Origin of the sequence: Streptomyces sp. NPDC047525, from assembly GCF_040643025.1 — a bacterium.
In the GTDB taxonomy this organism is placed as follows: Bacteria; Actinomycetota; Actinomycetes; order Streptomycetales; family Streptomycetaceae; genus Streptomyces; species Streptomyces durmitorensis.
The window spans coordinates 1-22,110 of record NZ_JBEYTL010000004.1; the positions used below are offsets into that span (position 1 = coordinate 1).

The 22,110-nt window shown below is 72.1% G+C and carries 19 protein-coding genes; 7 read left to right on the forward strand and 12 right to left on the reverse strand.

All coding sequences use genetic code 11. From position 1 onward, the window contains the following. Window positions 1-87 precede the first annotated feature (87 nt). The 4 genes from ABZ833_RS12405 to ABZ833_RS12420 form a co-directional block, all read right to left on the reverse strand. A complete protein-coding gene (locus ABZ833_RS12405; RefSeq protein ID WP_249590658.1) occupies window positions 88-315 on the reverse strand; it encodes a CarD family transcriptional regulator in 228 nt (75 codons plus the stop codon). A gap of 158 nt (window positions 316-473) precedes the next feature. Further along, window positions 474-1,496, reverse strand: a complete 1,023-nt coding sequence (locus ABZ833_RS12410) for a 1-aminocyclopropane-1-carboxylate deaminase (protein ID WP_361044873.1) — start codon at window positions 1,494-1,496, stop codon at window positions 474-476. Window positions 1,497-1,513: 17 nt separating this feature from the next. Then, window positions 1,514-2,158, reverse strand: a complete 645-nt coding sequence (locus ABZ833_RS12415; RefSeq protein ID WP_361044875.1) for a GntR family transcriptional regulator — start codon at window positions 2,156-2,158, stop codon at window positions 1,514-1,516. Window positions 2,159-2,241: 83 nt separating this feature from the next. Beyond that, window positions 2,242-3,825, reverse strand: coding sequence for a TROVE domain-containing protein (locus tag ABZ833_RS12420; protein WP_361044877.1), 1,584 nt, complete (start codon window positions 3,823-3,825; stop codon window positions 2,242-2,244). A 447-nt stretch (window positions 3,826-4,272) separates the two neighbouring features. On the opposite strand from ABZ833_RS12420, the gene ABZ833_RS12425 reads away from it, so the two are divergent. Both ABZ833_RS12425 and ABZ833_RS12430 read left to right on the forward strand, forming a co-directional pair. Next, window positions 4,273-6,639: a PQQ-binding-like beta-propeller repeat protein gene (locus ABZ833_RS12425; protein ID WP_361044880.1), complete on the forward strand. Its 2,367-nt coding sequence runs from the start codon at window positions 4,273-4,275 to the stop codon at window positions 6,637-6,639. Beyond that, window positions 6,636-9,014 (forward strand): protein kinase, encoded by a 2,379-nt coding sequence (locus ABZ833_RS12430; RefSeq protein ID WP_361044883.1) that lies wholly within the window; start codon window positions 6,636-6,638, stop codon window positions 9,012-9,014. Before ABZ833_RS12425 ends, ABZ833_RS12430 begins: the two co-directional genes overlap by 4 nt. On the opposite strand, the gene ABZ833_RS12435 is transcribed toward ABZ833_RS12430, so the two are convergent. After that, a complete protein-coding gene (locus ABZ833_RS12435) occupies window positions 9,011-10,450 on the reverse strand; it encodes an alkaline phosphatase PhoX (protein ID WP_361044886.1) in 1,440 nt (479 codons plus the stop codon). The two genes, ABZ833_RS12430 and ABZ833_RS12435, sit on opposite strands and share 4 nt — an antisense overlap. A gap of 161 nt (window positions 10,451-10,611) precedes the next feature. Between ABZ833_RS12435 and ABZ833_RS12440 the strand changes: the two genes are divergently transcribed. From ABZ833_RS12440 to ABZ833_RS12455, 4 genes are all read left to right on the forward strand, one after another. Beyond that, on the forward strand, window positions 10,612-11,379 hold the full coding sequence (locus ABZ833_RS12440; RefSeq protein WP_361044889.1) for an SDR family oxidoreductase: 768 nt from the start codon (window positions 10,612-10,614) through the stop codon (window positions 11,377-11,379). A 172-nt stretch (window positions 11,380-11,551) separates the two neighbouring features. Beyond that, window positions 11,552-11,779, forward strand: a complete 228-nt coding sequence (locus ABZ833_RS12445; protein WP_361044892.1) for a hypothetical protein — start codon at window positions 11,552-11,554, stop codon at window positions 11,777-11,779. 64 nt (window positions 11,780-11,843) lie between these two features. Continuing rightward, the gene (locus ABZ833_RS12450) at window positions 11,844-12,998 is read left to right on the forward strand and encodes a hypothetical protein (RefSeq protein WP_361044895.1); all 1,155 of its coding nucleotides are present in this window, start codon (window positions 11,844-11,846) and stop codon (window positions 12,996-12,998) included. 29 nt (window positions 12,999-13,027) lie between these two features. Then, window positions 13,028-13,474, forward strand: coding sequence for a hypothetical protein (locus ABZ833_RS12455; protein ID WP_361044898.1), 447 nt, complete (start codon window positions 13,028-13,030; stop codon window positions 13,472-13,474). 66 nt (window positions 13,475-13,540) lie between these two features. On the opposite strand, the gene ABZ833_RS12460 is transcribed toward ABZ833_RS12455, so the two are convergent. Beyond that, window positions 13,541-15,010, reverse strand: a complete 1,470-nt coding sequence (locus tag ABZ833_RS12460) for a hypothetical protein (protein ID WP_361044901.1) — start codon at window positions 15,008-15,010, stop codon at window positions 13,541-13,543. Between the two features lie 327 nt (window positions 15,011-15,337). Between ABZ833_RS12460 and ABZ833_RS12465 the strand changes: the two genes are divergently transcribed. After that, entirely contained in the window at window positions 15,338-17,224 is a 1,887-nt protein-coding gene (locus tag ABZ833_RS12465) for an endonuclease/exonuclease/phosphatase family protein (RefSeq protein ID WP_361044904.1), read from the forward strand. A 27-nt stretch (window positions 17,225-17,251) separates the two neighbouring features. Here the strand turns inward: ABZ833_RS12465 and ABZ833_RS12470 are convergent, their stop codons facing one another. The 6 genes from ABZ833_RS12470 to ABZ833_RS12495 form a co-directional block, all read right to left on the reverse strand. Continuing rightward, complete coding sequence (locus ABZ833_RS12470; protein WP_361044908.1) at window positions 17,252-17,989, reverse strand: SRPBCC domain-containing protein; 738 nt, start codon at window positions 17,987-17,989, stop codon at window positions 17,252-17,254. An 845-nt stretch (window positions 17,990-18,834) separates the two neighbouring features. After that, on the reverse strand, window positions 18,835-19,404 hold the full coding sequence (locus tag ABZ833_RS12475) for an antibiotic biosynthesis monooxygenase (RefSeq protein WP_361044911.1): 570 nt from the start codon (window positions 19,402-19,404) through the stop codon (window positions 18,835-18,837). A 102-nt stretch (window positions 19,405-19,506) separates the two neighbouring features. Then, on the reverse strand, window positions 19,507-20,295 hold the full coding sequence (locus ABZ833_RS12480; RefSeq protein WP_361044914.1) for an SGNH/GDSL hydrolase family protein: 789 nt from the start codon (window positions 20,293-20,295) through the stop codon (window positions 19,507-19,509). A 123-nt stretch (window positions 20,296-20,418) separates the two neighbouring features. Next, window positions 20,419-21,183 (reverse strand): glucose 1-dehydrogenase, encoded by a 765-nt coding sequence (locus tag ABZ833_RS12485; RefSeq protein WP_361044917.1) that lies wholly within the window; start codon window positions 21,181-21,183, stop codon window positions 20,419-20,421. 67 nt (window positions 21,184-21,250) lie between these two features. Then, window positions 21,251-21,931: a hypothetical protein gene (locus tag ABZ833_RS12490; RefSeq protein WP_361044920.1), complete on the reverse strand. Its 681-nt coding sequence runs from the start codon at window positions 21,929-21,931 to the stop codon at window positions 21,251-21,253. Then, a complete protein-coding gene (locus ABZ833_RS12495) occupies window positions 21,928-22,077 on the reverse strand; it encodes a hypothetical protein (RefSeq protein WP_361044923.1) in 150 nt (49 codons plus the stop codon). Before ABZ833_RS12495 ends, ABZ833_RS12490 begins: the two co-directional genes overlap by 4 nt. Window positions 22,078-22,110 lie beyond the last annotated feature (33 nt).

Genomic DNA, 22,110 nt, shown 5'->3' on the forward strand with positions numbered 1-22,110 from the left:
CCGTACGACCGTCCAGTGCGGCAGGGCGTCCTCGTCGAACGGCCCGAACGCGGCGGCCGCCCCTTTTGTCGTACGCAGATCAGGGAATCAGAGCTTGGACAGCTTGGGGTACGGGCTCAGGAACCGTCCCTGACGGCCTGCGAAGTCGATGACCACCGCTTCCTCGCCTTCGACTCCGACGATCCGTCCGAGTCCGTACTGGTCGTGCGAGACCCGGTCGCCCACGGCGAACTGCTCGATGGGCGGTGCGGGGGGCGGCGGAACGTTAAAGGGGCTGTTCGGCAGGTGGCGTCGGGTACCGGGGGGCCTCGTCATGTTCTGAGTATGCGCCCTCCGGACCCCGACGCACCATGCTCCGACCTCACACGGTCCTCACATCGGCATCAAACCGACACACAATTTCCCGTTCCCCGTAGCGCTACGTAGTTGCTCCGTGGCACCGCGCGCACATGTGTGCCCCAGGCGCCCCTCGGTCAGAACAAGGCGCTGTAGGCGTTCAGCGCGGGCTGCCCGCCGAGGTGGGCGTAGAGCACGGTCGCGTCGCGCGCGATCTCTCCCCTGTCCACCAGGTCGATCATCCCGGCCATCGACTTCCCCTCGTACACCGGGTCGGTCACCATGCCCTCCGTGCGGGCGGCGAGCCGCATCGCGTCGAGGGTCGCCTCGTCGGGGAGGCCGTAGGTGCCCGCGTGGTAGCGCGCGTCAAGCTCGATGTCGGAGTCCTTCACCTCTGCCTGCACGCCGATGAGTTCGGCCGTCCCGCGGGTGATCCTGGCGATCTGCTCGCGGGTGCGGTCGGGATCGGCGGATGCGTCGATGCCCAGGACACGGCGCGGGCGCTCGCCCTCCTCCGCGAGCGCGGCAAACCCGGCGACCATCCCCGCCTGCGTGGACCCGGTCACCGAGCAGACCACGACGGTGTCGAAGAAGACCCCCAATTCGGCTTCCTGCTCCGTCACTTCGTACGCCCAGCGCGCGAAGCCAAGACCGCCCAGACGATGCTCGGAGCAGCCGGCCGGGATGGCGTACGGCCTGCCGCCCGCCTCCTCGACCTCGCGCACCGCCCGCTCCCAGCTCTCCTTGATGCCGATGCCGAATCCGGCGCGTACGAGGCGTACGTCGGCGCCCGCGAGCCTGCTGATGAGGATGTTGCCGACCTTGTCGTACACGGAGTCGGGCCAGTCCACCCAACTCTCCTGGATCAGGACGCACTTGAGTCCGGCGCGGGCGGCGACTGCCGCGACCTGGCGGGTGTGGTTGGACTGGACGCCGCCGATCGACACGAGGGTGTCGCAGCCCTGCGCGAGCGCGTCGGCGACCAGGAACTCCAGCTTGCGCGTCTTGTTGCCGCCGTACGCGATGCCGGAGTTGCAGTCCTCCCGCTTGGCCCAGAGCGCGGCGCCGCCGAGGTGGTGGGTGAGGCGGTCCAGGGGGTGGACGGGTGAGGGGCCGAAGAGGAGGGGGTAGCGGGCGTAGGAGTCGAGGGGTGCGGGCACGGGGGCCTCCGGCAGGTTCAGGGGTGGGCGAGCTCTTCCAGGACGCGCCAGATCTCCGTGGTGACGGCCACCGCCGCCTCCGGGTCGCCGTCCGCGCACGCGTCGATGAGACGCTCGTGCAGCTCGGCGGAGCCGCAGGTCACGCCCTCGCCGAAGCGCTGCCTCGCCAGGCGGCGGATGAGGGGGGTGTACCGGGTGATGGTGGCCGCGGCCGCGTGGTTGCCGCAGGCCGCGACCAGGGTGCCGTGCAGGTCGTCGTCCGCCCGCAGAGCCTCGTCCACGTCGCCGGAAGCCACGGCTGCCGCGAACCGGCGGTTGGCATCCCGCATCGCGTAGAGGTGCGCGGGCTCCAGGCGGGGCACCGCGCCGCGGGCGACGAGTTCGTGCATGGCGCGGACGACGGCCGCCGCGTCCCTGACACCGGCCTCGTCCAGCGCCGTCACACGGGTGTGGCTCTGCGGTTTGGACTCCAGGAGGCCTTCGTCCACGAGCCGCGAGAACGCAGCGCGGACGGGCGCGCGCGACAGGCCGAGCGAGGCGGCGAGGTCGGCGTCCCGCACCACGCTGCCCGGCGGGATGTCCCCGCCGACGATCGCGTCACGGATCGATGCGTACGCCTGGTCCCTGAGGAGGGTGCGGCGCACCGGTTGCATGGCTCCCATGCATTGAAATGTTAGATACCAATTCCCGGTACGGACAAGGGTCTTGCCCTCACTCCAGTCGCGTCCTCACTTCAGTCGTGCCCTCACGTCCGCGCCCACGGCCAATCGCTCGAAGCCCCCGCTTCGAGCAGCGCCACCATCCGGAACGCCGCGTCCGAAAGGCCGCCGAACACATGGCGGTTGCCCGTGCCGGACGCGCCGTGGCCCACCCGGTAACCCGCCAGGTTCCAGGTGTAGACCGGGATGTGCGCCGGAACCTGCTCGGTCGGGTCGCCGTGGTGGTGGTACGTCGCCTGCTCGTCGGTGACGATCAGGACGCGGTCGTGGTTCTTGTGGAAGCGGCGCACCGCCTCGGTGGTGTTCGTGCCGCCGAGGCTGCCGAACCGCTCAAGGACCTTCAGGACGGACTCGCCCTTGCGGTACGTCACCTTGGCGCTGCTCGTGCCGAACTCGACCAGGTCCGCGTCCGCCGCCCGCAGCGCGAGCGCCGTGCCGAAGACCGCCGCCGCGTCCGCGCGGTTGAGCTGCGAGCGGTCCGAGAGCGGCGACCACATCGAACCCGAGCGGTCGACCAGGATCAGCGAACGGCCGGGCAGCGCGGGCACGTTGCCCAGCGAGTGGCCGAGCGCCTGCTCCAGCGGGTACGCCCAGCGCAGCGACGGCGCGTGCTGGTACGCGGCGAGGTAGCGGAAGGGGAACTGCCGCGACTTCGCGACCTCCACCGGGTCCGCGAGCCTCGCCGCGACGACGCCCGCCACCTCGTCCGAGACGCCCGCCTCGTCGAAGTTCCGCAGGTTGCGGACGAGCGCCATCGCGCCCATGGAGGGAATGACCGCCTCCCAGGCCGCCTTGTCCATCGGCCCCTGCAGCCAGCCCGCGAGCGCCTCCCAGGTCATGCCCGCCGAGGCGAGCCGCTCGGCGCCGCCCGCGCCCGTCACCACCGCGCGCCGCTCGGCGACCGGCACCGCCATCAGCTCGCGGTGCGCGGCCAGGATGCGGGCGGACGCGGGCGGTACGGCCGTGTCGGGGTGGTGGCGGCGGTCGAGCGCGTACCGGAACAGGTCGCCCTGCCACGGCTTGTCCGGGTCGGGCGCGGCGTGCACGAGGTTGAGGATGTCGCCGAAGCGGTAACCCTTGGACGCCGTGTCGTACTTGAGCAGCGCCTTCTCGCCGTACAGGCGGCGCACGGCATCCGCGATGCCCCGCTTCACGGGCTTGGGGACGTTGCGGCCGTACGTCGCCGTCCAGTACCCGAGCAGCTCGCCGGGCTCGTCCGGGCGGCGCAGCACGGAGGCGACGACCTGGCGGTTCGCGGGGCCTTCGGTGGCGCCGGCGTCGAGGCGCGCCTTGACGTACTCGGCGGCGCCGACGATCGATGCCGTCCGCATGTTGCCGTCGCCGCGCAGCCAGCCGAGGAGGCCCGCGGTCCACTCCGGGTCCTCGACGGCGAGGCGTCGCACGAGCGCGGAGAAACGGTCGTCGCGGTCGCCGCCGTTCTCGTAAAAGGTCTGCTGGGAAACGAAATTCGCCACCGCGAGCAGAAAGAGCTCGGAGCGCGGGTCACGCAGGTGACCTCGGCCGCCCTGGTGGGTCGGCGCGGTGCGCCCGGTCGACTTCACGACGGAAGTGACCAGCGCCTTCGCGGACTTGGTGTTGAAGCGTGCCATGTGAATTCCCCCGAATTCAGAATTGCTGGGGGAGGCAGCACAGCAAAAGGGCACACCGGTGACGGGACCGGGCACGACCTGCGGCTGAGCCTCCCGAGATCAAAGTGGCTGCGGCGTGGATTCTTTGAAGGAAGTAGCCGCTGCCTGCGCACCGGGAGGTGCGTGAATGCGTGAAGTCTTGGGTGTCCAGAGTTCCGGTTCGGCTGAACTGACAAGGTGCTCTGACCCCTGAGCTACTCCGGCCTGTTGGTGCCGGAGGCGGGACTCGAACCCGCCCGCTCCCCATGATGAGTGGAAGTAAGTCCTGCCTTCGCACCTGGACGAGCTTCACTTTAGGAGAGTGAACTTGCGGGGCACCAATGCTTTTTCGGTGCAACCGTACGATGGCCCACAGGCGTCGCACAGATCGTCCGTAGGGGCGGTCGAGGTGGAGGGGGACACCGGGGCATGGCACAGGCGGCGCGGGGCGAGCCGGTCGAGCTCGGTGGGTTCCGGATCGTCGCGCGGCTCGGCGAGGGCGGGATGGGGCGTGTGCATCTGGCGCGTTCGGCGTCGGGGCGGCTGGCGGCCGTCAAGACGGTGCATGAACACCTCGCCGCCGAGCCGGAGTTCAGGGAGCGGTTCCGCAGGGAGACCGTCGCCGCGCGCGCCGTCGCGGGCCCCTTCACCGCGGCGGTCATCGACGCCGACCCGGATGCGGCACAGCCGTGGCTCGCCACGGAGTTCTGCGCGGGCCCCGACCTGACCGCTGCCGTCCGCGCGCACGGCCCCCTCGGCTCCGCCGGACTCGCCGCACTGGGCGCCGCGCTCGCCGAGGCGCTCGCGGGGGTGCACGCGGTGGGGCTCATGCACCGTGACCTGAAGCCGTCGAACATCGTCATCGGCCGCGACGGCCCGAAGGTCCTCGACTTCGGCATCGCCAAGAGCGCGGCCGACGAGAGCCTGACCGCGGACGACGAGGCAATCGGCTCCCCCGGCTTCATCGCCCCGGAGCAGCTAGCCCACGACGGCGAACCGGGCCCGGCCGCCGATGTGTTCGCCCTCGGCGCGGTCCTCGTGCTCGCCGCCACCGGCCGCGCTCCGTTCGGCACGGGCGGCGCGCCCGCGGTCCTGTACCGCACGCTGCACGACGAGCCGGACCTGGAGGGCGTGCCGGGCGCCCTCTGGCACACGTTCCTCGGCCGCTGCCTGGCCCGCGACCCGGCGGACCGGCCGGCGGTCGGGGAGGCGCTGGCCTGGTGCGGGGAGCTGGCCGACGACGCGCCGTGGTGGGAGCGGGAGCCGGTCTCGGGGCTGGTACGCCGCCATGAGGACGAGGTCGCGGAACTCGTCGCGCAACTGGTCTCGGAGCCGGTCGAGCGGGACACCGGCGACTCCTCGCCCGACATCACGGACGAGCGGCCCGAGGATCCGCCCGAGGCCGCACCTCGTGACGGGGCGCAGCACCCGCCGCGGTTCGCGCCCCGCGACGGACGGGCCGACGCGCCACCGCCCCCGCCAGGCCACCCGTCCCGCCGCCGCCTGCTCACCTGGGGAGGTGCGGCGCTCGGCGCCGCGGGGGTCGCCGCCACGGCCGTCGTCGTGAACAGCCTCGGAGGCGGCACGGGCGGCAGTGGCGGTGAGGATCGTGCGGGCGGCGAGGCGAAGGACGGCGCCTGGCCGGACTCGGTGCTGAAGGGGCGGGTGCGGTGGACCCGAGAGGTCGGTGAACTCCCCTTCAACGGCGCGCTGTCGCGCAGCGGGGGCGACCTGTATCTCATCGACGGCGCCGCTCTCACGCGCATCGACGCGCAGACCAACACCGTCCGCTGGACGTACCCGTCGCAGGATCTCAAGGGCGCCGAACCCCTCGGCGACCTGGTCTACGTACTCAAGGACGGTCTCTTCGAACCGGAACTGATCGCGCTCCACACCGACAGCGGGCGCCAGGCGTGGAACTCGGGGTCGCTGATCCGCAATCCGCACCGGCCGCGCCGCCCGTTCAGCCGGCCGAAGAGTCAACTCGAGGGGAACTACGGCAAGATCGCCGCCTCCGAGGAAGCCGTCGCCCTGATCTCCTACACCTCGTACGGCACCGCTCAGGCGCAGCGCACCTCCTGGGACCGGCGCTGGCGGGCGTACGGCTTCGACCCGCGTACGGGAGACCCCTTGTGGTTCCACGAGGGGAGCGCCGCCGAGGTGATCGGCGTGGACCAGGCGGGCGGCCGCATCGCGGTGGCCGTCTCCGCTGCCCCGGACCTCGGCACGGACGCGTACGCCAAGGACGATCCACTCGTCGTCCTGCGGGCGGGCAAGGGCACCGTGGAGCGGGAGATCGAGGGCGGCGCGCCCAGGCCACAGGCTCATCCCGGGGCCGAGGGAACGCGCTACTACGCGACGAGCGAGTCGATCCAGGCGGTCGACCTGGCCACCCGCCGCACCGTGTGGACCCAGTCCCTGAAGTCGGGCAGCACCGTCACCCCGCGGGCCACCGACGGCATGGTGCACGCCCCGGACGCCGGCGGGCGGCTGCGCGGGTTCAACGCCACGTCGGGTGAGCCGCGCTGGATGCTCGACAACGTGCGCGAGCTGGCGGCCGGGGACAACTCCCCGTTGGTGGCCGACGGTCTGCTCTACGTCGCCGGGCCACGGCCCGGCGCTTCGGGCGAGCCCACCTGGGGCCTGCGCGCGCTCGACCCCGGGACGGGCGCCACGGTCTGGGCCGTGGCCCTGGACGACATCGCGGACGTCGACGCCGCGGCCGCGCGCGACGGGCTCGTCCACCTCTGGGCGGGCGGCACCCTGCACACGATCAGCGGACCGGGTCCGGCATGAGCGCCACGCTCCCCGGCGGCGACCTGCTGCCCGGCGACCCCAGACGCCTCGGCGGTCACCGGATCATCCGGCGGCTCGGATCCGGCGGCATGGGCCAGGTCTACCTGGGGCGCAGCCCCGGCGGGCGGCTCGTCGCGGTGAAGACCGTGCATGAACACCTCGCGGCCGACCCGCACTTCAGGGAACGTTTCCGGCGCGAGGCGAGCGCCGCGCGTGCCGTCACGGGCGCGCATACGGCAGCCGTTCTCGACGCCGACCCGGACTCACCGCTCCCCTGGCTCGCCACCGCCTTCCTGCCCGGGGTCACACTGCGCCGGGCGGTGGCCGCCTGCCCGCCGTTCGGCGCGGACGTCGTGCGCTCGCTCGGGGCCTGTCTGGCCGAGGCCCTGTCGAGCATCCACGCGGCGGGCATCGTGCACCGCGACCTCAAACCGTCGAACGTACTGCTCACCTCCGACGGCCCCCGCGTCATCGACTTCGGCATCGCCCGCGTCACCGGCGACCTCGCCCTGACCGAGGCGGGGTCGATGATCGGCACCCCGGGGTTCATGGCCCCCGAGCAGATCGAAGGACGGCAGGTCGGGCCGCCCGCCGATGTATTCGCGCTCGGCGCCGTGCTCGCCTTCGCTGCGGGCGGCGGCAATCCGTTCGGCTCGGCGCCCGTCGCCGTCCTGCTCTACCGCGCCACCCACGAGGAGCCCCGCCTCACGGACGTACCGGCTCGGGGAGGCCTGCGTGAGCTGGTCGCGGAGTGCCTGGCCAAGGACCCGGCGCTGCGTCCCACGGTCGACGCCGTCCTGGTGCGGGCCTCGGCTGCCGACGCGCCGCTGTGGTGGCGCGAGGAGCCGCTGCGGTCCGTCATATCCGGCCGCGAACCGGATGTGCCGGACGGGCCGGACAGGCCGGACAGGCCGGACGAAGGGACGGCGCGAGCCACCCCGGTCGCCCCATCGGCCACCGCGGTCGCCCCGTCGGCCACCGCGGTCGCCGTCTCCCCCACACCGGCACACCCTGACGTCACCGACCGCGCCGACCGGCGTCGCACCCTCACCCGCCGCGGCCTCATCGTCTCCGGGGGCGGCGGGCTGGCGGGGATCGCCGCGTGGGCGATCTCCCGGCCCTCGACGAAGAAGGTGGGTGCGTCGAATGACGGGCTGCTGCTGCGGAAGGGCTCGCGGCGGCCCGGCAAGGTGCGGTGGAGCCTGACCTCCGACGGCGGCACCCTGGACGCCTTCCTCCTCGCCGGGTCCACCGTGCTCGTCCACGGCACGAAGCCCTACGCCCGCACGGAGGGTCAGATCCGTGCTGTCGCCGCCGGGCCCGGCACCCTGGGCTGGCGGTCCGCGGCCCTCGCCGACGCTCCGGCACTGTGGGGCGTCGCGGGCGGCGTGCTGGTGGCGCCCGGACTCGTGTCACGGGGCCTGGACCTGCGCACCGGCGACCCGTGGGAGCCGAAGGACGCCTGGCCGGCGCCGGGGGTGCACTGGTTCGCCGTGGCGGGCCGAAGGCTGGTCACGCTGGCCACCGAGGGGTCGGCGACCGACCGGGTGCTGCGCTCCCGTGCGCTGCCCGCCGGAGGCTCGTCCTGGGCGCTGGAGGACGCCGCGCACTGGTACAGGCCCGCTGTCTTCGGCGCTTCTCTCCTCCTCGTCCCGGACCCCGCCGAGCCGTCGTTCGACACCTCGGTCGTCTGTATCGACGCCGGCGCGAAGAAGAGGCTCTGGACGTACGCGGGCCTCGCAGGCGACGAGAAGGTGGTCGCCGCGCCCGTCGCACTGCCCGGGTCGGACGGCCGGGCCGCCCGCTTCGCGCTGCTCACCGACCAGGACGAGCTGCACCTCCTGGACGTGCGCAGGGACACGCTCGTCGAGCGGCGGGCGATGGACGTGCGGGCGGCGACCGGCACCACGGCCCTCGGCCACGCCTCCGGCACGGGTCTGCTGCTCGCCGGTGGCCAAAAGCTCATCGGCTTCGACCCCGGCGACGGCAAGCAGCGCTGGAGCTTCCCCACGGCCGGGCTCGACACCAGCTGGCCGAGGCTGCCCGGCGGCGGACGCGGCCCCGTCACGGCGCACGGCGTCCTGCTGCACTGGACCGACTCGAAGGCGTTGCAGGCCATCGACCTGGCCACCGGGGAGAAGCTCTGGACGGTGCCGTTCGCCGACACCGCCCGGGTCCCGCCCGCCGTCGGCGGCGCCACGGTCTACGCCACCGCGGGCCGCGTCTGCAGGGCGCTGACCTTGCGCGGCGGCAAGGTCGTCAGGGAGTGGCCGGTGGCCGGCGACATCGCAGGCCTCGCCGCGGACGCGTCCGGCTGGTACGCACGGATCGGCGACGACTCCGTGCGCGCCGTCAACGCCGTCGTCGCGGGTTAGCCGCGCTGCCTCCGCCACGGCCCGGTGATCGCCAGCAGGATGCCGGGTGTCTGGATGCTGGCGTAGAGCGTCTTGCCGTCGGGCGAGAAGGTGACGCCGGTGAACTCGCTGTAGGAGGGTTTCTCGGGCGTGCCCGCGTTGAGTTCGTTGCGCGCGATCGGGTACGTACGGCCGTGCTCGGTCGCCCCGAAGAGGTGCTGGACGCCTTCGCCGTCCTCGGCGATGACCAGGCCGCCGTACGGGGAGACGGTGATGTTGTCCGGGCCGTCGAAGGCGCCGTCCTCGGCGGGGTCCGGGTTGACGCCGAGGAGCACCTTCAGGGTCAGGGTGCGGCGCGAGGGGTTGTAGAACCACACCTGTCCGTCGTGCTGGACGGGGCTCTCGTCGCGGGAGAACGAGGCGACGATGTAGACGCCGCCGTCACCCCACCACATGCCTTCGAGCTTGCGGGCGCGCGTGATGTCGCCGTCGTCGAACTGCTGGCGCACCGGGACCGTGCGGGCGTCGCGGTCCGGGACCTCGGCCCAGTCCACGCCGTAGACGGTGCCGATCCTGGTGGCGCGGGACAGGTCGTCCACGAAACGGCCGCCGGAGTCGTAGCACTTGGGCGCCTTCAGGACACCCGCGTCGTCGGCCAGGGTGCGCAGCTTGCCGCGGCCGTGCTTGAAGCCGTGCGGCGGGGTCCAGCGGTAGAGCAGGCCGTTGGGGCCGGAGGCGTCCTCGGTGAGGTAGAGGTGGCCGCGCTTGGGGTCGACGACGACGGCTTCGTGGGCGTAGCGGCCCAGGGCCTTGACGGGCTTGGGGCCGCGGTTGGCGCGCCGGTCGTAGGGGTCGACCTCGAAGACGTAGCCGTGGTCCTTGGTCATGCCGTTCTGGCCGGCCTTCTCCTCGGTCTCCTCGCAGGTGAGCCAGGTGCCCCAAGGAGTGCTGCCGCCCGCGCAGTTGGTGGCGGTGCCCGCGATGCCGACCCACTCGGCGACGTGTCCGCCGCGGCGGACCTCGACGACGGTGCAGCCGCCGGACGCGGCCGGGTCGTAGACGAGGCCCTCGGTGAGCGGGACCGGGTGCGGCCACTTGGAGCGGGGGCCGCTCAGCTCGTGGTTGTTGACGAGCAGCGTGACGCCGCGCGGGCCCTCGAAGGTGGCCGTGCCGTCGTGGTTGGAGGGCGTGAACTCGCCGGTCTCCAGTTTCGTCCTTCCGCTGTGGGTCAGGACGCGGTACGAGAATCCGGCGGGCAGCGCGAGCAGGCCATCGGGGTCGGGGACGAGGGGTCCGTAGCCGGGGGCGCGGCCGAGCACGTCGGCCCCGTCGTCCGTCGTCTCCTGGGCGGCGAGCGCGCCGGGCGCGGTGGCGAGTGCGCCGACGCTGCCGGCCAGCGCGACCCCCGCGCCGGTGACCGCGGAGCGTCTGGTGAAGTCCCTGCGAGTGAGCGACATGATGTCTCCTGAGGCGCGTACGAGCGGGCTACGGGCTGACGGTGCACGTGCTGCGACTCTCGGCCTGCGTTCGATTTCCGGCCGGGCTGCTGTCGGCGTCACGTTCCCGCTCACGTATAAACGGCGGTTGAACGCTGTCCGACATCAAGGGGCTTCCTTCCATGAACCTGCCAGCCACCGGCCGCCGTGTCCTGATCAGCGGAGCCTCCCGAGGCCTGGGGAGAGCCCTCGCGCAGGCCTTCGCGCAGAACGGCGACCGCGTCGCCGTGCACTACGGCTCGCGTGAGGAGGACGCGCGAGCGACGCTCGCGTCCCTGGCGGGCGACGGCCATGCGCTGGTGGGCGGGGACCTCTCGGATCCGTCGGGCGCGGCGGACGTCGCGGGGCGGGCCGCCACCGCACTCGGCGGTCTCGACGTCCTGGTCAACAACGCCGCCGTGAACCTGCCGCATCCCCTCGCCGACACGTCGTACGAGGACTGGGCCGCCCTCTGGCAGCGGCACGTGTCGGTGAACCTCCTGGCCACGGCGAACCTCAGCCACCTGGCGGCCCGCCGGATGATCGACCAGGGCACGGGCGGCCGGATCGTGAACGTCGGCTCGCGCGGCGCGTTCCGCGGGGAGCCCGACCACCCGGCGTACGGGGCGACCAAGGCGGCCGTCCACGCGCTCGGCCAGTCCCTCGCGGTGTCGCTCGCGCCGTACGGGATCGCGGTGGCGTCGGTGGCACCCGGCTTCTTCGAGACGGAGCGGGTGGCGCACCGGCTGAGCGGGGACGAGGGGGCCGCGATCCGCGCGCAGAGTCCCTTCGGGCGTGCGGGCACGGCGGACGAGATCGCCGCGGCGGTCCTCTGGCTCGCTTCGCCGGTCGCGGAGTGGGCGTCCGGCACGGTCCTGGACCTCAACGGCGCTTCGCATCTGCGCACATGAGCCGGTGGTTGAGTGGGCGGTTCAGTGAGTGGTCGGAAGAATCTTCGTAAACAAGGTCAACAGGCGCGGATCACCCGTAAAGCCAAGATTTCGTGCAGAACGCCTTGACCCGCCGTCCACGCGGCAATAGACATCCCCCTACCTGCATCACCCGTTGGGGGAGGCGAGCCGCGTGGACGCTTCGCAGGCACGCAGCCTCCATGAGGACCGGCTGATGAAGCTGGCCAACGTCACCGGCGTCGGCATCGGGAAGGACGACCACTCGGGGGCGGACGTGATCGTCGTGTTCGTCACCCGCAAAGTGCCCCGTGACCGGCTCCGGGACGAAGACGTGATTCCGGAAGTGCTCGAAGGCGCCCCCGTGCGCGTGCTCGCCATCGGCGAGCCCGCGGCGCAGTAGGACGCCCTGCGCAAGCGCACCGGAACTCCACCCTTCAACCAAGGGGAAGAGGTGGTCTGGCGTGGTGAGCCAGCCCGAATTGATGCGAGGACCCACCGGCGGTCAGCTCAGTGACAGCTCGCGCCAGCAGGCGATAGGGGACTTCCTGGGCCCCCAGACCTCGCTGGCCAACGTCGTCGGCTTCGGCCACGGCGTGAAGTGGACCGAGGGCGAGCCCACGGGCGAACCCGCGGTCATCGTGTTCGTGACCCAGAAGGTTCCGGAGTCCATGCTCCCGGAGCGGGACGTCATCCCCTCCCAGATGGACGACGGCACCCCCACCGACGTCGTCGCCGTCGGCCACGTCGCCGCGCAGCGGCAGCAGCGCAAGTCCGGCCGCACCGAGGACCGCTCGGTGACGTACGGCCCCGACGGCGGTGTGAGCGAGCAGCTCGCGGGCCTCTCGCAGCCCATGCTGGAAGAGCTCGCCGGACTCGGCGCGTTCGAGCCGCAGCTCCTCAAGCGCCGCATGCGCCCGTGCCCCTCCGGCGCATCGGTCGGCAACGTACGCGTGACGGCCGGCACGCTCGGCAGCGTAGTCTACGACTTCCTGCCCGGCGCCGCCGTCGACCCGCCGGGCCCCGGCCTCGGCATACCGGCGAAGTTCTACATCCTCTCCAACAACCACGTGCTCGCCGACTCCAACCGCGCCCAGCTGGGCAGCGCGATCGTGCAGCCGGGTGTCTTCGACGGCGGCCAGGACCCGGCCGACCGCATCGCGACCCTGGAGCGCTTCATCACGATCCAGTTCGCCCCGCAGATCCCGCTGGAGCGGCACAACAACGTCGTCGACGCGGCCCTTGGCACCGTCGACTTCCAGGACGCGACCCGTGAGACGTACTTCAGCGGTGCGCCGCGCGCCTGGCGCCGCAAGGCGAACGTCGCGGTCGGCGACCTGGTGAAGAAGACCGGCCGCACGACCAACATCTCCTTCGGCCGGATCATCGCCGTCGACGCGACCATCGACGTCAACTACGGCACCGCGGGCACGGCCCGCTTCAAGGACCAGATCCTGACGACGAACATCTCGGCGGGCGGCGACTCGGGGTCCCTGGTGACCTCGCTCGACAACGTCGCGCTCGGCCTGCTGTTCGCAGGGTCCTCGACCGTCACCGTGCTCAACCACTTCGAGAACGTCCGCGCGCTGCTGCGGGTCGAGGTCTCCGAACAGCTGGCCTGACCCGGTCGCACCACGAGAGGAGGGCTTTCATGACCACTCAGGCACGCAAGCAGAAGGGCCGGGCCCGCGCGGAGCACCGCTTCCACAATCCGCAGGGCGCCGAGGTCAAGACGCGCGACGAGGCGTTCGCCGCGCCCCAGGACGTGTCCGCCGAGGCGGTGGCCACCGCCTGCAAGCTGGAGCTGCACAACGGCGCGATCACCTTCGCGATGGAGGTGAAGTTCAACCCGAACACCTACCCGCACGTGGTGGTGGGCGGGCAGATCACCTCCGGCATCTGCGGCGCTCCGTGGGACATCACGGGCGGCTTCATCGGCGACACGATCCGCCTGGACGCCAAGCGCACGGGCCAGGGCTCCTGCGCCAACACGATCACGATCGTCGGCGAGTACCAGAACCCTCCGGCGTACCGGGGGACGTACGGCTTCGACGGCGCGACGTCGTCGTTCAAGCACACGACGCTGTACCAGTGCTGAATCAGTGCTGAGCTGAACGGAACGAAGCCGGCCGGGCCGGTGTACCGGCCCGGCCGGCTTCGGCCGTCACACCCCTTGCTGCGAACGGGCCTTGAAGGCCGCCTTCCGCGCTTCCTTGGCCACCTTCTTGTCGGGGTGCAGCCGCCCCATCGCCTCCAGGACATCGGCGGTGGCGGGGTGTTCGACCCGCCAGGCCGCGGCGAAGAACCCGCTGTGCTGCTCCGAGAGCCCCTCGACCAGGCCCTGCAGCTCGTCCGAGTTGCCCTCGGCGGCGAGCTGCGCGGCGATCGTGTCGATGGTCAGCCAGAAGACCAGCGCCTCGGAGGGCGCGGGCACGTCCGCCGCCCCGTGCTCGGCAAGCCACACCCGGGCGAGCCCACCGAGCTCGGCGTCGTCGAGCACGTCCCGCAGAGCGGGCTCGGCCTCCCGGCCCACCAGCGAGAGCGCCTGCTGGCAGCGGAGCCGCCTGAGCGGCGCGCCCTCGTCGCCGCCCCGCGCGGCGGCCAGCAACTCCCGTGCCGCGTCCAGCGGTTCGTGCCGGGCGAGCCACAGCTCGATCTCGGCCTGTGCGGCGGCCTGCGGGAAACCGGCCGTCCCTTCGAGCAGCGCGTCGGCGCCCTTGTCGGCGAGATCGCCGACGGCGGGGGCGTCCACGCCCGCCTCCAGCATCCGCGCCCGGATGCCGTACACACCGAGCGGGGTGAGGCGGACCATGCCGTACCGCGTGACGTCCTCGTCGTCGTCCGGCAGCGGCGCCTCGGCCTCGTCGATGTCGACCATGAGGGCCTCGTCGACCGGCTGGTACTCGACGAGCCCCAGCGGCTCGAAGAGCCGGAACTGGTCGTCGAGCTTCATCATCGCGTCCGACACCTGCTCCAGGATGTCGTCCGTCGGCTCCCCCATGTCGTCGGGCACGATCATCGACGCGGCGAGCGCGGGCAGCGGCACCGGGCCCTCGCCCGCGCCCGCGTCCCCGGCGGTGAGCAGGTACAGGTTGCCGAGCACGCCGTCCAGGAAGTCCGCCTCCGCCTGCGGGTCCCAGCCGAGCTCCTCGAAGTCGATCTCGCCGTTCTCCTCCAGGACGTCCAGGAGGTTGTCCATGTCGGGCACGGTCGCGTCCGAGTACACGGTGTCCAGGGCGCCGAGCCAGACGGCGAGGATGTCCTGGGGGCTGCCGGAGGTGAGGGCGGCGAGGTCCTCGCCCGCGGTCACCGTGCCGAGCACGTCCGCTCCGTCGGGGCCCTCGGCCTCGTCCCCGTCCGTGACGTCCACCAGGCCGGTGTCGACGGCCACGCGCCAGGCCTCGCTCGCGTACGCGGCGGCGTCCGGGTCGTCCACTTCGAGGCCCAGCTCCGCCGCGGCGGCCGGCAGCTGCTCTTCGACGAGTTCGCCGCCTGCTCCGACCCGCGTGTCGGGGCCGGCCCAGCGGGCGAGCCGCGCGGCGCGGGAGAGCAGCGGCGTGGCGAGCGCGGCCCGCGCGAGTTCCGCTTCGGAGTGCAGCAGCACCGGCGGCAGGGTGGCGGGACTTACGGACATCGGCTGATTCTCCTCCGAAGGATGGGGCCTCCCCTGGTCGAGCTGAGTCGGGAGCCGGGGGAAGGGTCGGCTGGGCTGAAGCCTAGACGGATTTGGACCCATGCCGCCCGGTTCATGTCCCTGTCAGAAGACATACACGGTGAGAACACCCGCCGAACCTTGACAACTCCCCTGGCCACGCAAGAGATTGACGCGCGTAGAGCGCTGGGCGCGGGCGGTCACCTCCCTGCTCCGTCTGCCTGCCTGACCTGCCTGACCCGTCTGACCCGTCTGACCCAGCAGCTCTCACTCGCTTCATACGACCTCACCCTCATCCGGAGTCCCTCCATGCCGCACATATCCCGTGCCACCCGGCCCGCCGTGAGATCCGCCGCCGTCTCCGCCGTCGTGGCCACCGCCCTCGCGGCCGGTCTGCTCGCCGTGACCTCCTCGGCCTCGTCCGCGTCCGCCGCCGAGGTCCGCGTCCACGACATCCAGGGCACCACCCGCCTCTCGCCCCTCGCGGGCCAGCAGGTCACGGACGTGACGGGCATCGTGACCGGTGTCCGTTCGTACGGCTCGAAGGGCTTCTGGATCCAGGACCCCGAGGCCGATGCGGACCCCTCGACCAGTGAGGGCGTCTTCGTCTACACCGGGTCCGCAGCCCTGACCGTGAAGGCCGGTGACGCGGTGCGTGTCTCCGGGACCGTCAGCGAGTACGTTCCCGGCGGCGAGGCCTCCGGCAACCAGTCACTGACCCAGCTCACCAAGCCGACGGTCACGGTCGAGTCGTCCGGCAACGCGGTGCCCGCGCCGGTCACGGTGAGCGCCAAGTCGGTGCCTTCCCGGTACGCGCCCGACGGCGACCCCGGAGACGGCGGCAGCGTCAACGCGCTCCCGCTGAAGCCCCGCTCGTACGCCCTCGACCTGTACGAGTCCCTGGAGGGCATGAACGTACGCGTCGGCACCTCGCGCGTGGTGGGGGCCACGGATCCGTACTCGGAGCTGTGGATCACCGTGAAGCCGCACGAGAACCCGAACCGGCGCGGCGGCGCGGTGTACAAGTCCTACGACGACCAGAACACCGGGCGCCTGCAGATCCAGCAGCTGGCTCCGGTCTCCGAGCAGCCGTTCCCGAAGGCGAACGTCGGCGACGCGCTGGCCGGTGGCGCGGAAGGCCCCCTGGACTTCAACCAGTTCGGCGGTTACACGCTGGTCGCTCGGACGCTGGGCAAGGTCACGGACAAGGGGCTCGTACGGGAGAAGACGCGGCGGCAGGCCAAGGACGAGCTCGCCGTCGCCACGTACAACGTCGAGAACCTCGACCCCGGTGATCCGCAGACGAAGTTCGACGCACTGGCGGGGGCCGTCGTCTCGAATCTCGCCTCGCCCGACATCCTCGCCCTCGAGGAGATCCAGGACGACAACGGCGCGAAGAACGACGGGACCGTCTCGGCGGAGGCGACCCTGAAGAAGTTCACGGACGCGATCGTCGCGGCGGGCGGGCCCCGCTATGCGTGGCGGTCCATCGCCCCGGAGAACAACAAGGACGGCGGGGAGCCGGGCGGGAACATCCGCCAGGTGTTCCTCTTCAACCCCGAGCGGGTCTCGTTCACGGACCGGGGCGCGGGGGACGCGACGACGGGCACGGGTGTCGTACGTTCCTCCGCCGGACGCGCCGCGCTGACCCTCTCCCCCGGGCGCATCGACCCGGCGAACACGGCCTGGGCGGACAGCCGCAAGCCGCTGGCCGGTGAGTTCAGCTTCCGGGGGCGGAGTGTGTTCGTGGTCGCCAACCACTTCGGGTCTAAGGGCGGCGACGAGGGTCTGACGTCGCGGCATCAGCCGCCGGTGCGGTCGTCGGAGGCGAAGCGGCTGCGGCAGGCTCAGGCGGTGAATGCGTTTGTGCGGGACGTACGGAAGGTGCAGAAGGAGGCGGACGTGGTGGTCGTGGGGGACGTGAACGACTTCGAGTTCTCGGCGACGACTGCGGCGCTGGAGGCGGGGGGCGCGTTGAAGTCTGCCGTCAAGTCCCTTCCGCGGTCGGAGCGTTACTCGTACGTGTACCAGGGGAACTCCCAGGTCCTGGACCAGATCCTGACGAGTCCGGGGGTGGGGGGTTCGAAGGGCTCCAAGGGGTCGAAGGGCTTCGCGTACGACAGCGTGCACATCAACGCGGAGTTCGCGGAGCAGAACAGTGATCATGATCCGCAGGTGCTGCGGTTCCGGCCGTAGGGCGGCTGACGGGCGGTTCGTCTCTCGCTACGCGTAGAGCCTGAGCAGCCAGTCCCTCCAAGCCATTTCGGTGCCCTTGGCGTCCGCCTGCGGGGCGAAGTCGTGGATGCTGATGCCCACGGGGGCACCGAAGTGGTTGCGGCCGAAGAAGCGGTGGAGCGCGGTGTCCGTGCGCAGGCCTATGAAGTGCCGGCTGCGGAAGTCGACCACCGCGTCCAGGGATTCGCCGGGGGCGTCCACGCGTACGCGGGCGCCTTCCGCCGCGTCGTCGGGGAGGCCCAGGCGGCGGCCCAGTTTGGCGAAGGCGTCCGGGGCGGTGGCGGGGGCGGGGCCGTCGAGGGCGGTGAAGGTGACGGGCAGGCCCGTGAAGTACGTCAGGTACTGGCGCAGGGTGTGCAGGTGGAAGTCGGTGTGCTTGCCTGCTCCGTCGTACTGGTTGGCCCAGTCAGTGGTGAGGATGCCGCTGTGCACGTAGCGGACCCAGGAGCGGCGGCCTCCGTCGCGGGGTTCGATGGTGCGGTCGAGCTGGTTGAGGGTCTGGCCCGGTGGGAGGCCTTCGGGGTTCTCGACTCGGTCGGTGAGGCGGTGCGGTGGATCCCAGTGGGTGACGGTGCCGCCGGAGGGGGCGGCACCGCCTTCCCGGGGTTCGTACTCCATGGGCCACAGCCAGCCGCCGGTGCCGGTGGTGAACGCGTCCCAGACCTCAGCAGGAGAGGCATCGACCTCAAACTCCCGCTCGATCTCAAACTCCTTGCCGGTGGTCATGGCGACTCCTTAGGGGTGCGGGTGCGGGTGGTGCTGCGGGGCTGGTGCGTCGTGGGGCGGGGCGGGGCCGCACCCCACCGTCTCGGCCTGAGCGCGGGCCGGTGCCGGGTGCGGTGCTGGTCCGCCTGTGGGTGCGGGGCCGCGCCGGTATGTCCGTCCTCGCCACCGTCCAGTGACCGCAGGGCCACTTCGCCGCCGGAGTCCCGCGAACCGCGCTCCGGGCGGACATACCGGCACGTCCCCTCGGGTGCACTGCCGACTGCAGATGCATGCGAGCTGCGGTACCGGTCCGTCCATGGGTGCGGGGCCGCGCCGGTATGTCCGTCCTCGCCATCGTCCAGTGACCGCAGGGCCACTTCGCCGCCGGAGTCCCACGAACCGTGCTCCGGGCGGACATACCGGCACGCCCCCTCGGGTGCACTGCCGACTGCTGCAGAGTCGCCACATCCCGAGGGCAGGGCCCCACCGGAGCGGCACACCCCGGGTGCGTGGCAGCCGCAGCGGGTGTTCGTGCCCCGCTCGTACGGATCGCCCAGCCGCCCCACTGCCGTAGGCACCCCCCACTGCTCCACTCCCCCACCCACCCCCTCCCGCTGCTCACCCACCTGTCCCGGCGCTCACCAACCCCGTCCGTCCCCCCAATGGGTGGGCGGGAGAGCTTGTTCGTGTGGGGGTGGATGCGGGGATCGGGTGGGTGGGTGGGGAAGGCTTGTTCGGGGGCTGGTGCTGTCGGGGACTCCACCGTCCCACCGGCGATTGTTCTCGTCCAGGGGGCTGTTGCCGTGGGGGACGACGAGGAGCGCGGGGGCTGAGGCCACCGGCAACGAGCGCTCCGCGGCCCAGTCTCAGCGCCCCGGCTCGAAGACGTACGCCAAGCGGTAGCTGTCCTCCTCGGGCAGGCCCTCCCCGCTCTCCCACTCCTCGTAGCGGAGCACCCGCCCGCCCTCCGTCGTCTCATGGAAGTGGACGGAAATCAGGCCCGGCGCCGCCCCCGGCAGCCCACCCTCCCCCTCAGTGATCACGACCGCCCCCGCCACCCGCACGTCACCCGCCGCCCGCGCCACCCCTCCCCGCAGCCGCGTCTTGTGCAGCCCGAGCCGTTCGATGCCCGGCACGGCCTTGTCGATCTCGGCGTTCCGCTCGTCCCTGCCATGGGCGAAGAAGTCCTGGTACGCCTCGTCGTCACGCCAGTGCGAGCGATGCGCCACCGTCGAGCCGTCCGCACCGGCGTACACGGCGTACGAGAGCAGGCCCTCGTGCGGCCACGGACGGCTCCCCCAGGCCTCGGCGATGGCCTCGGCCGTCGCCCGCTGCCGCTCCGCCGTACCGGTGCTCCACGTGCTGAGGAAGACGAGTCCGCCCTCCGCGCGGGCCGGGTCGGGGAGAGTCGTGGTGTCCGTGCGTGTCTTCGTCATGGGCTGCTGCTCCTTCAGTGTGTGCGCCGGTACGTCGGTACGCGGTACGCGGGTGGCGCCGCGTCCGTCACGTACACACTGCGACCTCAAGTTTGGTTGACGTCAAGCCCGTTCGGGCGAGGCCACCGGGCCGAGATCCGGCCGCTTCGCCTCGCGGCCGTCGCCCGAGGAGCGCCCCCTGACCCGTCGCCACAGCCACGGCCCCAGGAACCCCGCGAACCACGCCGTCTCCGCCACCGCCGTCCGCAGCACGGACACCGGAGGCGGCGGTGGCAGCAGCGGCCGTACCCAGTCCTCGTGGCCGGGGATCCCCAGCGCGTCCGCCATCCCTGCGGCGATCCGGGCGTGGCCCAGCGGGCTCGCGTGCAGGCGGTCGACGCTCCACAGCCGGGGGTCCGTGGTGACCCGGTGCGGGAACGTGTCCAGGACGACGACTCCGTGGCGGTCCGCCGCCGCGCGGATGCGGGCGTTCAGGTCGAGGACGCGGGGCAGCGCCCTGCGCGCGAGCGGCGAGATCCGCCCGAGGTCAGGGAACGTCACCGTGGCCACGCGCGCGCCCGCCGCGGTCAGCTCGGTGAACATGTCCTCGATGTCGCGGGCCACCTGCGCCGCGTCGAAGCCGGGGCGCACCAGGTCGTTCATGCCCGCCATGACCGTGACCAGGTCCGGGCGCAGCGCCAGGGCAGGGCCCAGTTGCTCCGCCTTGATGCCCGCCGTCAGCCTGCCCCGTACCGCGAGGTTCGCGTAGCCGAACTCCGGGTTCCCCTCGGCCAGGATCTCGGCCAGCCGATCGGCCCAGCCGCGGTAGCCGTGGGTCTCGTCGCCGTCGCCGACACCCTCCGTCTGGCTGTCACCTATCGCGACATAGCGAGCGTACGAATGTGTCGTCATGGCCAGAGCCTCCCCCTGGAGTCAGGGCACGTCAACGCGGTGGTGACCGGGCGTGGACCCGGCGTCGGCCGCCGTCGACGCCGTGCCCGCGTGGCTGCGCGCCGGCCCCTTGGGGAAGTGGCCTCAGAGGAGGTGGCCGCCGCCGTCCACCAAGAGGACCTCACCGGTGATGTACGAGGCGCTCACCAGGTCGAAGACCGCGTCCGCGATGTCCTGCGGCCTGCCCACGCGACGCAGCGGGAGCCGCGCCGCTGTCTCCTCCATCGCGGACTCGATGCCCTCCACGCCGTCGAACCACGGGGTGTCGATCATGCCGGGCGCGACCGCGTTGACCCGTACGTCCGGGCCGAGCGTCTTGGCGAGCAGCTTCGTCATGTGGTTCACGGCGGCCTTGCTGACCGAGTACGGGATCGAGCTACCGCCGGGGCGCACTCCCGCCTGGGAGGAGATCGTGACGACGCTGCCGGTGCCGCTCGCCCTGAGGTGCGGGACGGCGGCCGTGATCGTCTGCCATACGCCGATGACGTTGATGTCGTACAGCTCGCGCCAGACCCGGGGGTTCGCGGACTCGAAGTCGTCATGGGCGATGAAGCGTGTGGCTCCCGCGCAGTTGACCAGGATGTCCAGGCGTCCGTACGCGTCGACGGCCGACTGCACCAGGCGCTTGGCGTCGGCCTCGTCGGCGACGTTCGCCTGTACGTAGACGGCGTCGGGGAGTTCGGCGGCCAGTTTCTCGCCCGCCCCGACCGAGCGGGCGGAGTTGACCACCACCCGGATTCCGGCCGCGGCGAGGCGTCTGGCCACCTCCGCGCCGATGCCCGACGACGAACCCGTCACCAGGGCCACGCGCTTTTCTTCTGTCTCTGTTCGGTTGTCGCTCTTGTTCATCAAGCCTCATGCCCTTGTCATGTCGGCCTGTCGCGCCCCGCCGCCGATCATGCCAGACGGCGCGCGACTAGCCCTTCTCCTCCCCCGCACCCTCTCCCGAGAGGCGTGCCAACTCGCCCTGGAACAGGTCGAGCCGGGCCTGGAGCAGCGCCGCCTCCGCGATCAGCTCGGGCACCCCCATGGCCTCGGAAGGCGTCCCCGGCACGGAATCGGGGCGCGCCGCGGTGACCGTGAGGCCCTCACCGGCGAGGCGGGCGAACTCCGCGAGCCGCAGCGCCGCACGCCTGCCCGCGCAGGCGCGGCACGCTCCTTCGACCACCCGCCACCCGGGCCTGCCCCACCCCGCGTCCGCAAGGACCGATGCCCGCGCGCCGCAGCCGCACGGCCGCACGGTCACCGTGCGCACCCGCTGCCGCGCGTAGCGGAAACCGCGCTCGAAGCGGATGTACGCGCCGAGCACCGTCACCTCCAGGAGTGCCGCCCCGCGGTGCCCGCCGGTGCACAGGAGCGCCTGAGCCGCGGCGCGCTCGTGGACGCAGTGGAAGCCGCAGTCGCAGCGGCGGTGCGGGGCCGCGTGCCGTCGGCCGTAGACGCAGTGGGCCACGTCGAGCGTGCCGTAGGGCAGGGCCGCGCCCAGGGAGATGCCGGTGAACCCGGCCCTGGCGCCGTCGTGGGACAGCGCCAGGCGGGCGATCTTGTATCCGGTCGGCGGCTCCTTCGGACGTTCCTCGGGGAGCCGCAGCCTCATCGTGCCGCCGGCGCCTCGGCCGCCAACTCCTCGGCCACAGCGCTCTGTTCGGGTTCCGGATCCGCGTGCTCAAGCACTTCCTGCCGCGGCTGCTCCCGCGGGGCTTCCTCGGCGATCCCGGTGGCGAGTGCTTTGCCCAGCCTCATGACGCCTCCTGTGGCCGGCGGCCCTGCGGCCGT

Bases quoted from the DNA above. Each gene is read 5' to 3' on its own strand.
- ABZ833_RS12405 (WP_249590658.1), bottom strand. From the start codon at position 315: ATGACGAGGCCCCCCGGTACCCGACGCCACCTGCCGAACAGCCCCTTT.
- ABZ833_RS12415 (WP_361044875.1), bottom strand. From the start codon at position 2,158: ATGGGAGCCATGCAACCGGTGCGCCGCACCCTCCTCAGGGACCAGGCG.
- ABZ833_RS12420 (WP_361044877.1), bottom strand. From the start codon at position 3,825: ATGGCACGCTTCAACACCAAGTCCGCGAAGGCGCTGGTCACTTCCGTC.
- ABZ833_RS12425 (WP_361044880.1), top strand. From the start codon at position 4,273: ATGGCACAGGCGGCGCGGGGCGAGCCGGTCGAGCTCGGTGGGTTCCGG.
- ABZ833_RS12430 (WP_361044883.1), top strand. From the start codon at position 6,636: ATGAGCGCCACGCTCCCCGGCGGCGACCTGCTGCCCGGCGACCCCAGA.
- ABZ833_RS12435 (WP_361044886.1), bottom strand. From the start codon at position 10,450: ATGTCGCTCACTCGCAGGGACTTCACCAGACGCTCCGCGGTCACCGGC.
- ABZ833_RS12440 (WP_361044889.1), top strand. From the start codon at position 10,612: ATGAACCTGCCAGCCACCGGCCGCCGTGTCCTGATCAGCGGAGCCTCC.
- ABZ833_RS12455 (WP_361044898.1), top strand. From the start codon at position 13,028: ATGACCACTCAGGCACGCAAGCAGAAGGGCCGGGCCCGCGCGGAGCAC.
- ABZ833_RS12460 (WP_361044901.1), bottom strand. From the start codon at position 15,010: ATGTCCGTAAGTCCCGCCACCCTGCCGCCGGTGCTGCTGCACTCCGAA.
- ABZ833_RS12465 (WP_361044904.1), top strand. From the start codon at position 15,338: ATGCCGCACATATCCCGTGCCACCCGGCCCGCCGTGAGATCCGCCGCC.
- ABZ833_RS12470 (WP_361044908.1), bottom strand. From the start codon at position 17,989: ATGACCACCGGCAAGGAGTTTGAGATCGAGCGGGAGTTTGAGGTCGAT.
- ABZ833_RS12475 (WP_361044911.1), bottom strand. From the start codon at position 19,404: ATGACGAAGACACGCACGGACACCACGACTCTCCCCGACCCGGCCCGC.
- ABZ833_RS12480 (WP_361044914.1), bottom strand. From the start codon at position 20,295: ATGACGACACATTCGTACGCTCGCTATGTCGCGATAGGTGACAGCCAG.
- ABZ833_RS12485 (WP_361044917.1), bottom strand. From the start codon at position 21,183: ATGAACAAGAGCGACAACCGAACAGAGACAGAAGAAAAGCGCGTGGCC.
- ABZ833_RS12490 (WP_361044920.1), bottom strand. From the start codon at position 21,931: ATGAGGCTGCGGCTCCCCGAGGAACGTCCGAAGGAGCCGCCGACCGGA.
- ABZ833_RS12495 (WP_361044923.1), bottom strand. From the start codon at position 22,077: ATGAGGCTGGGCAAAGCACTCGCCACCGGGATCGCCGAGGAAGCCCCG.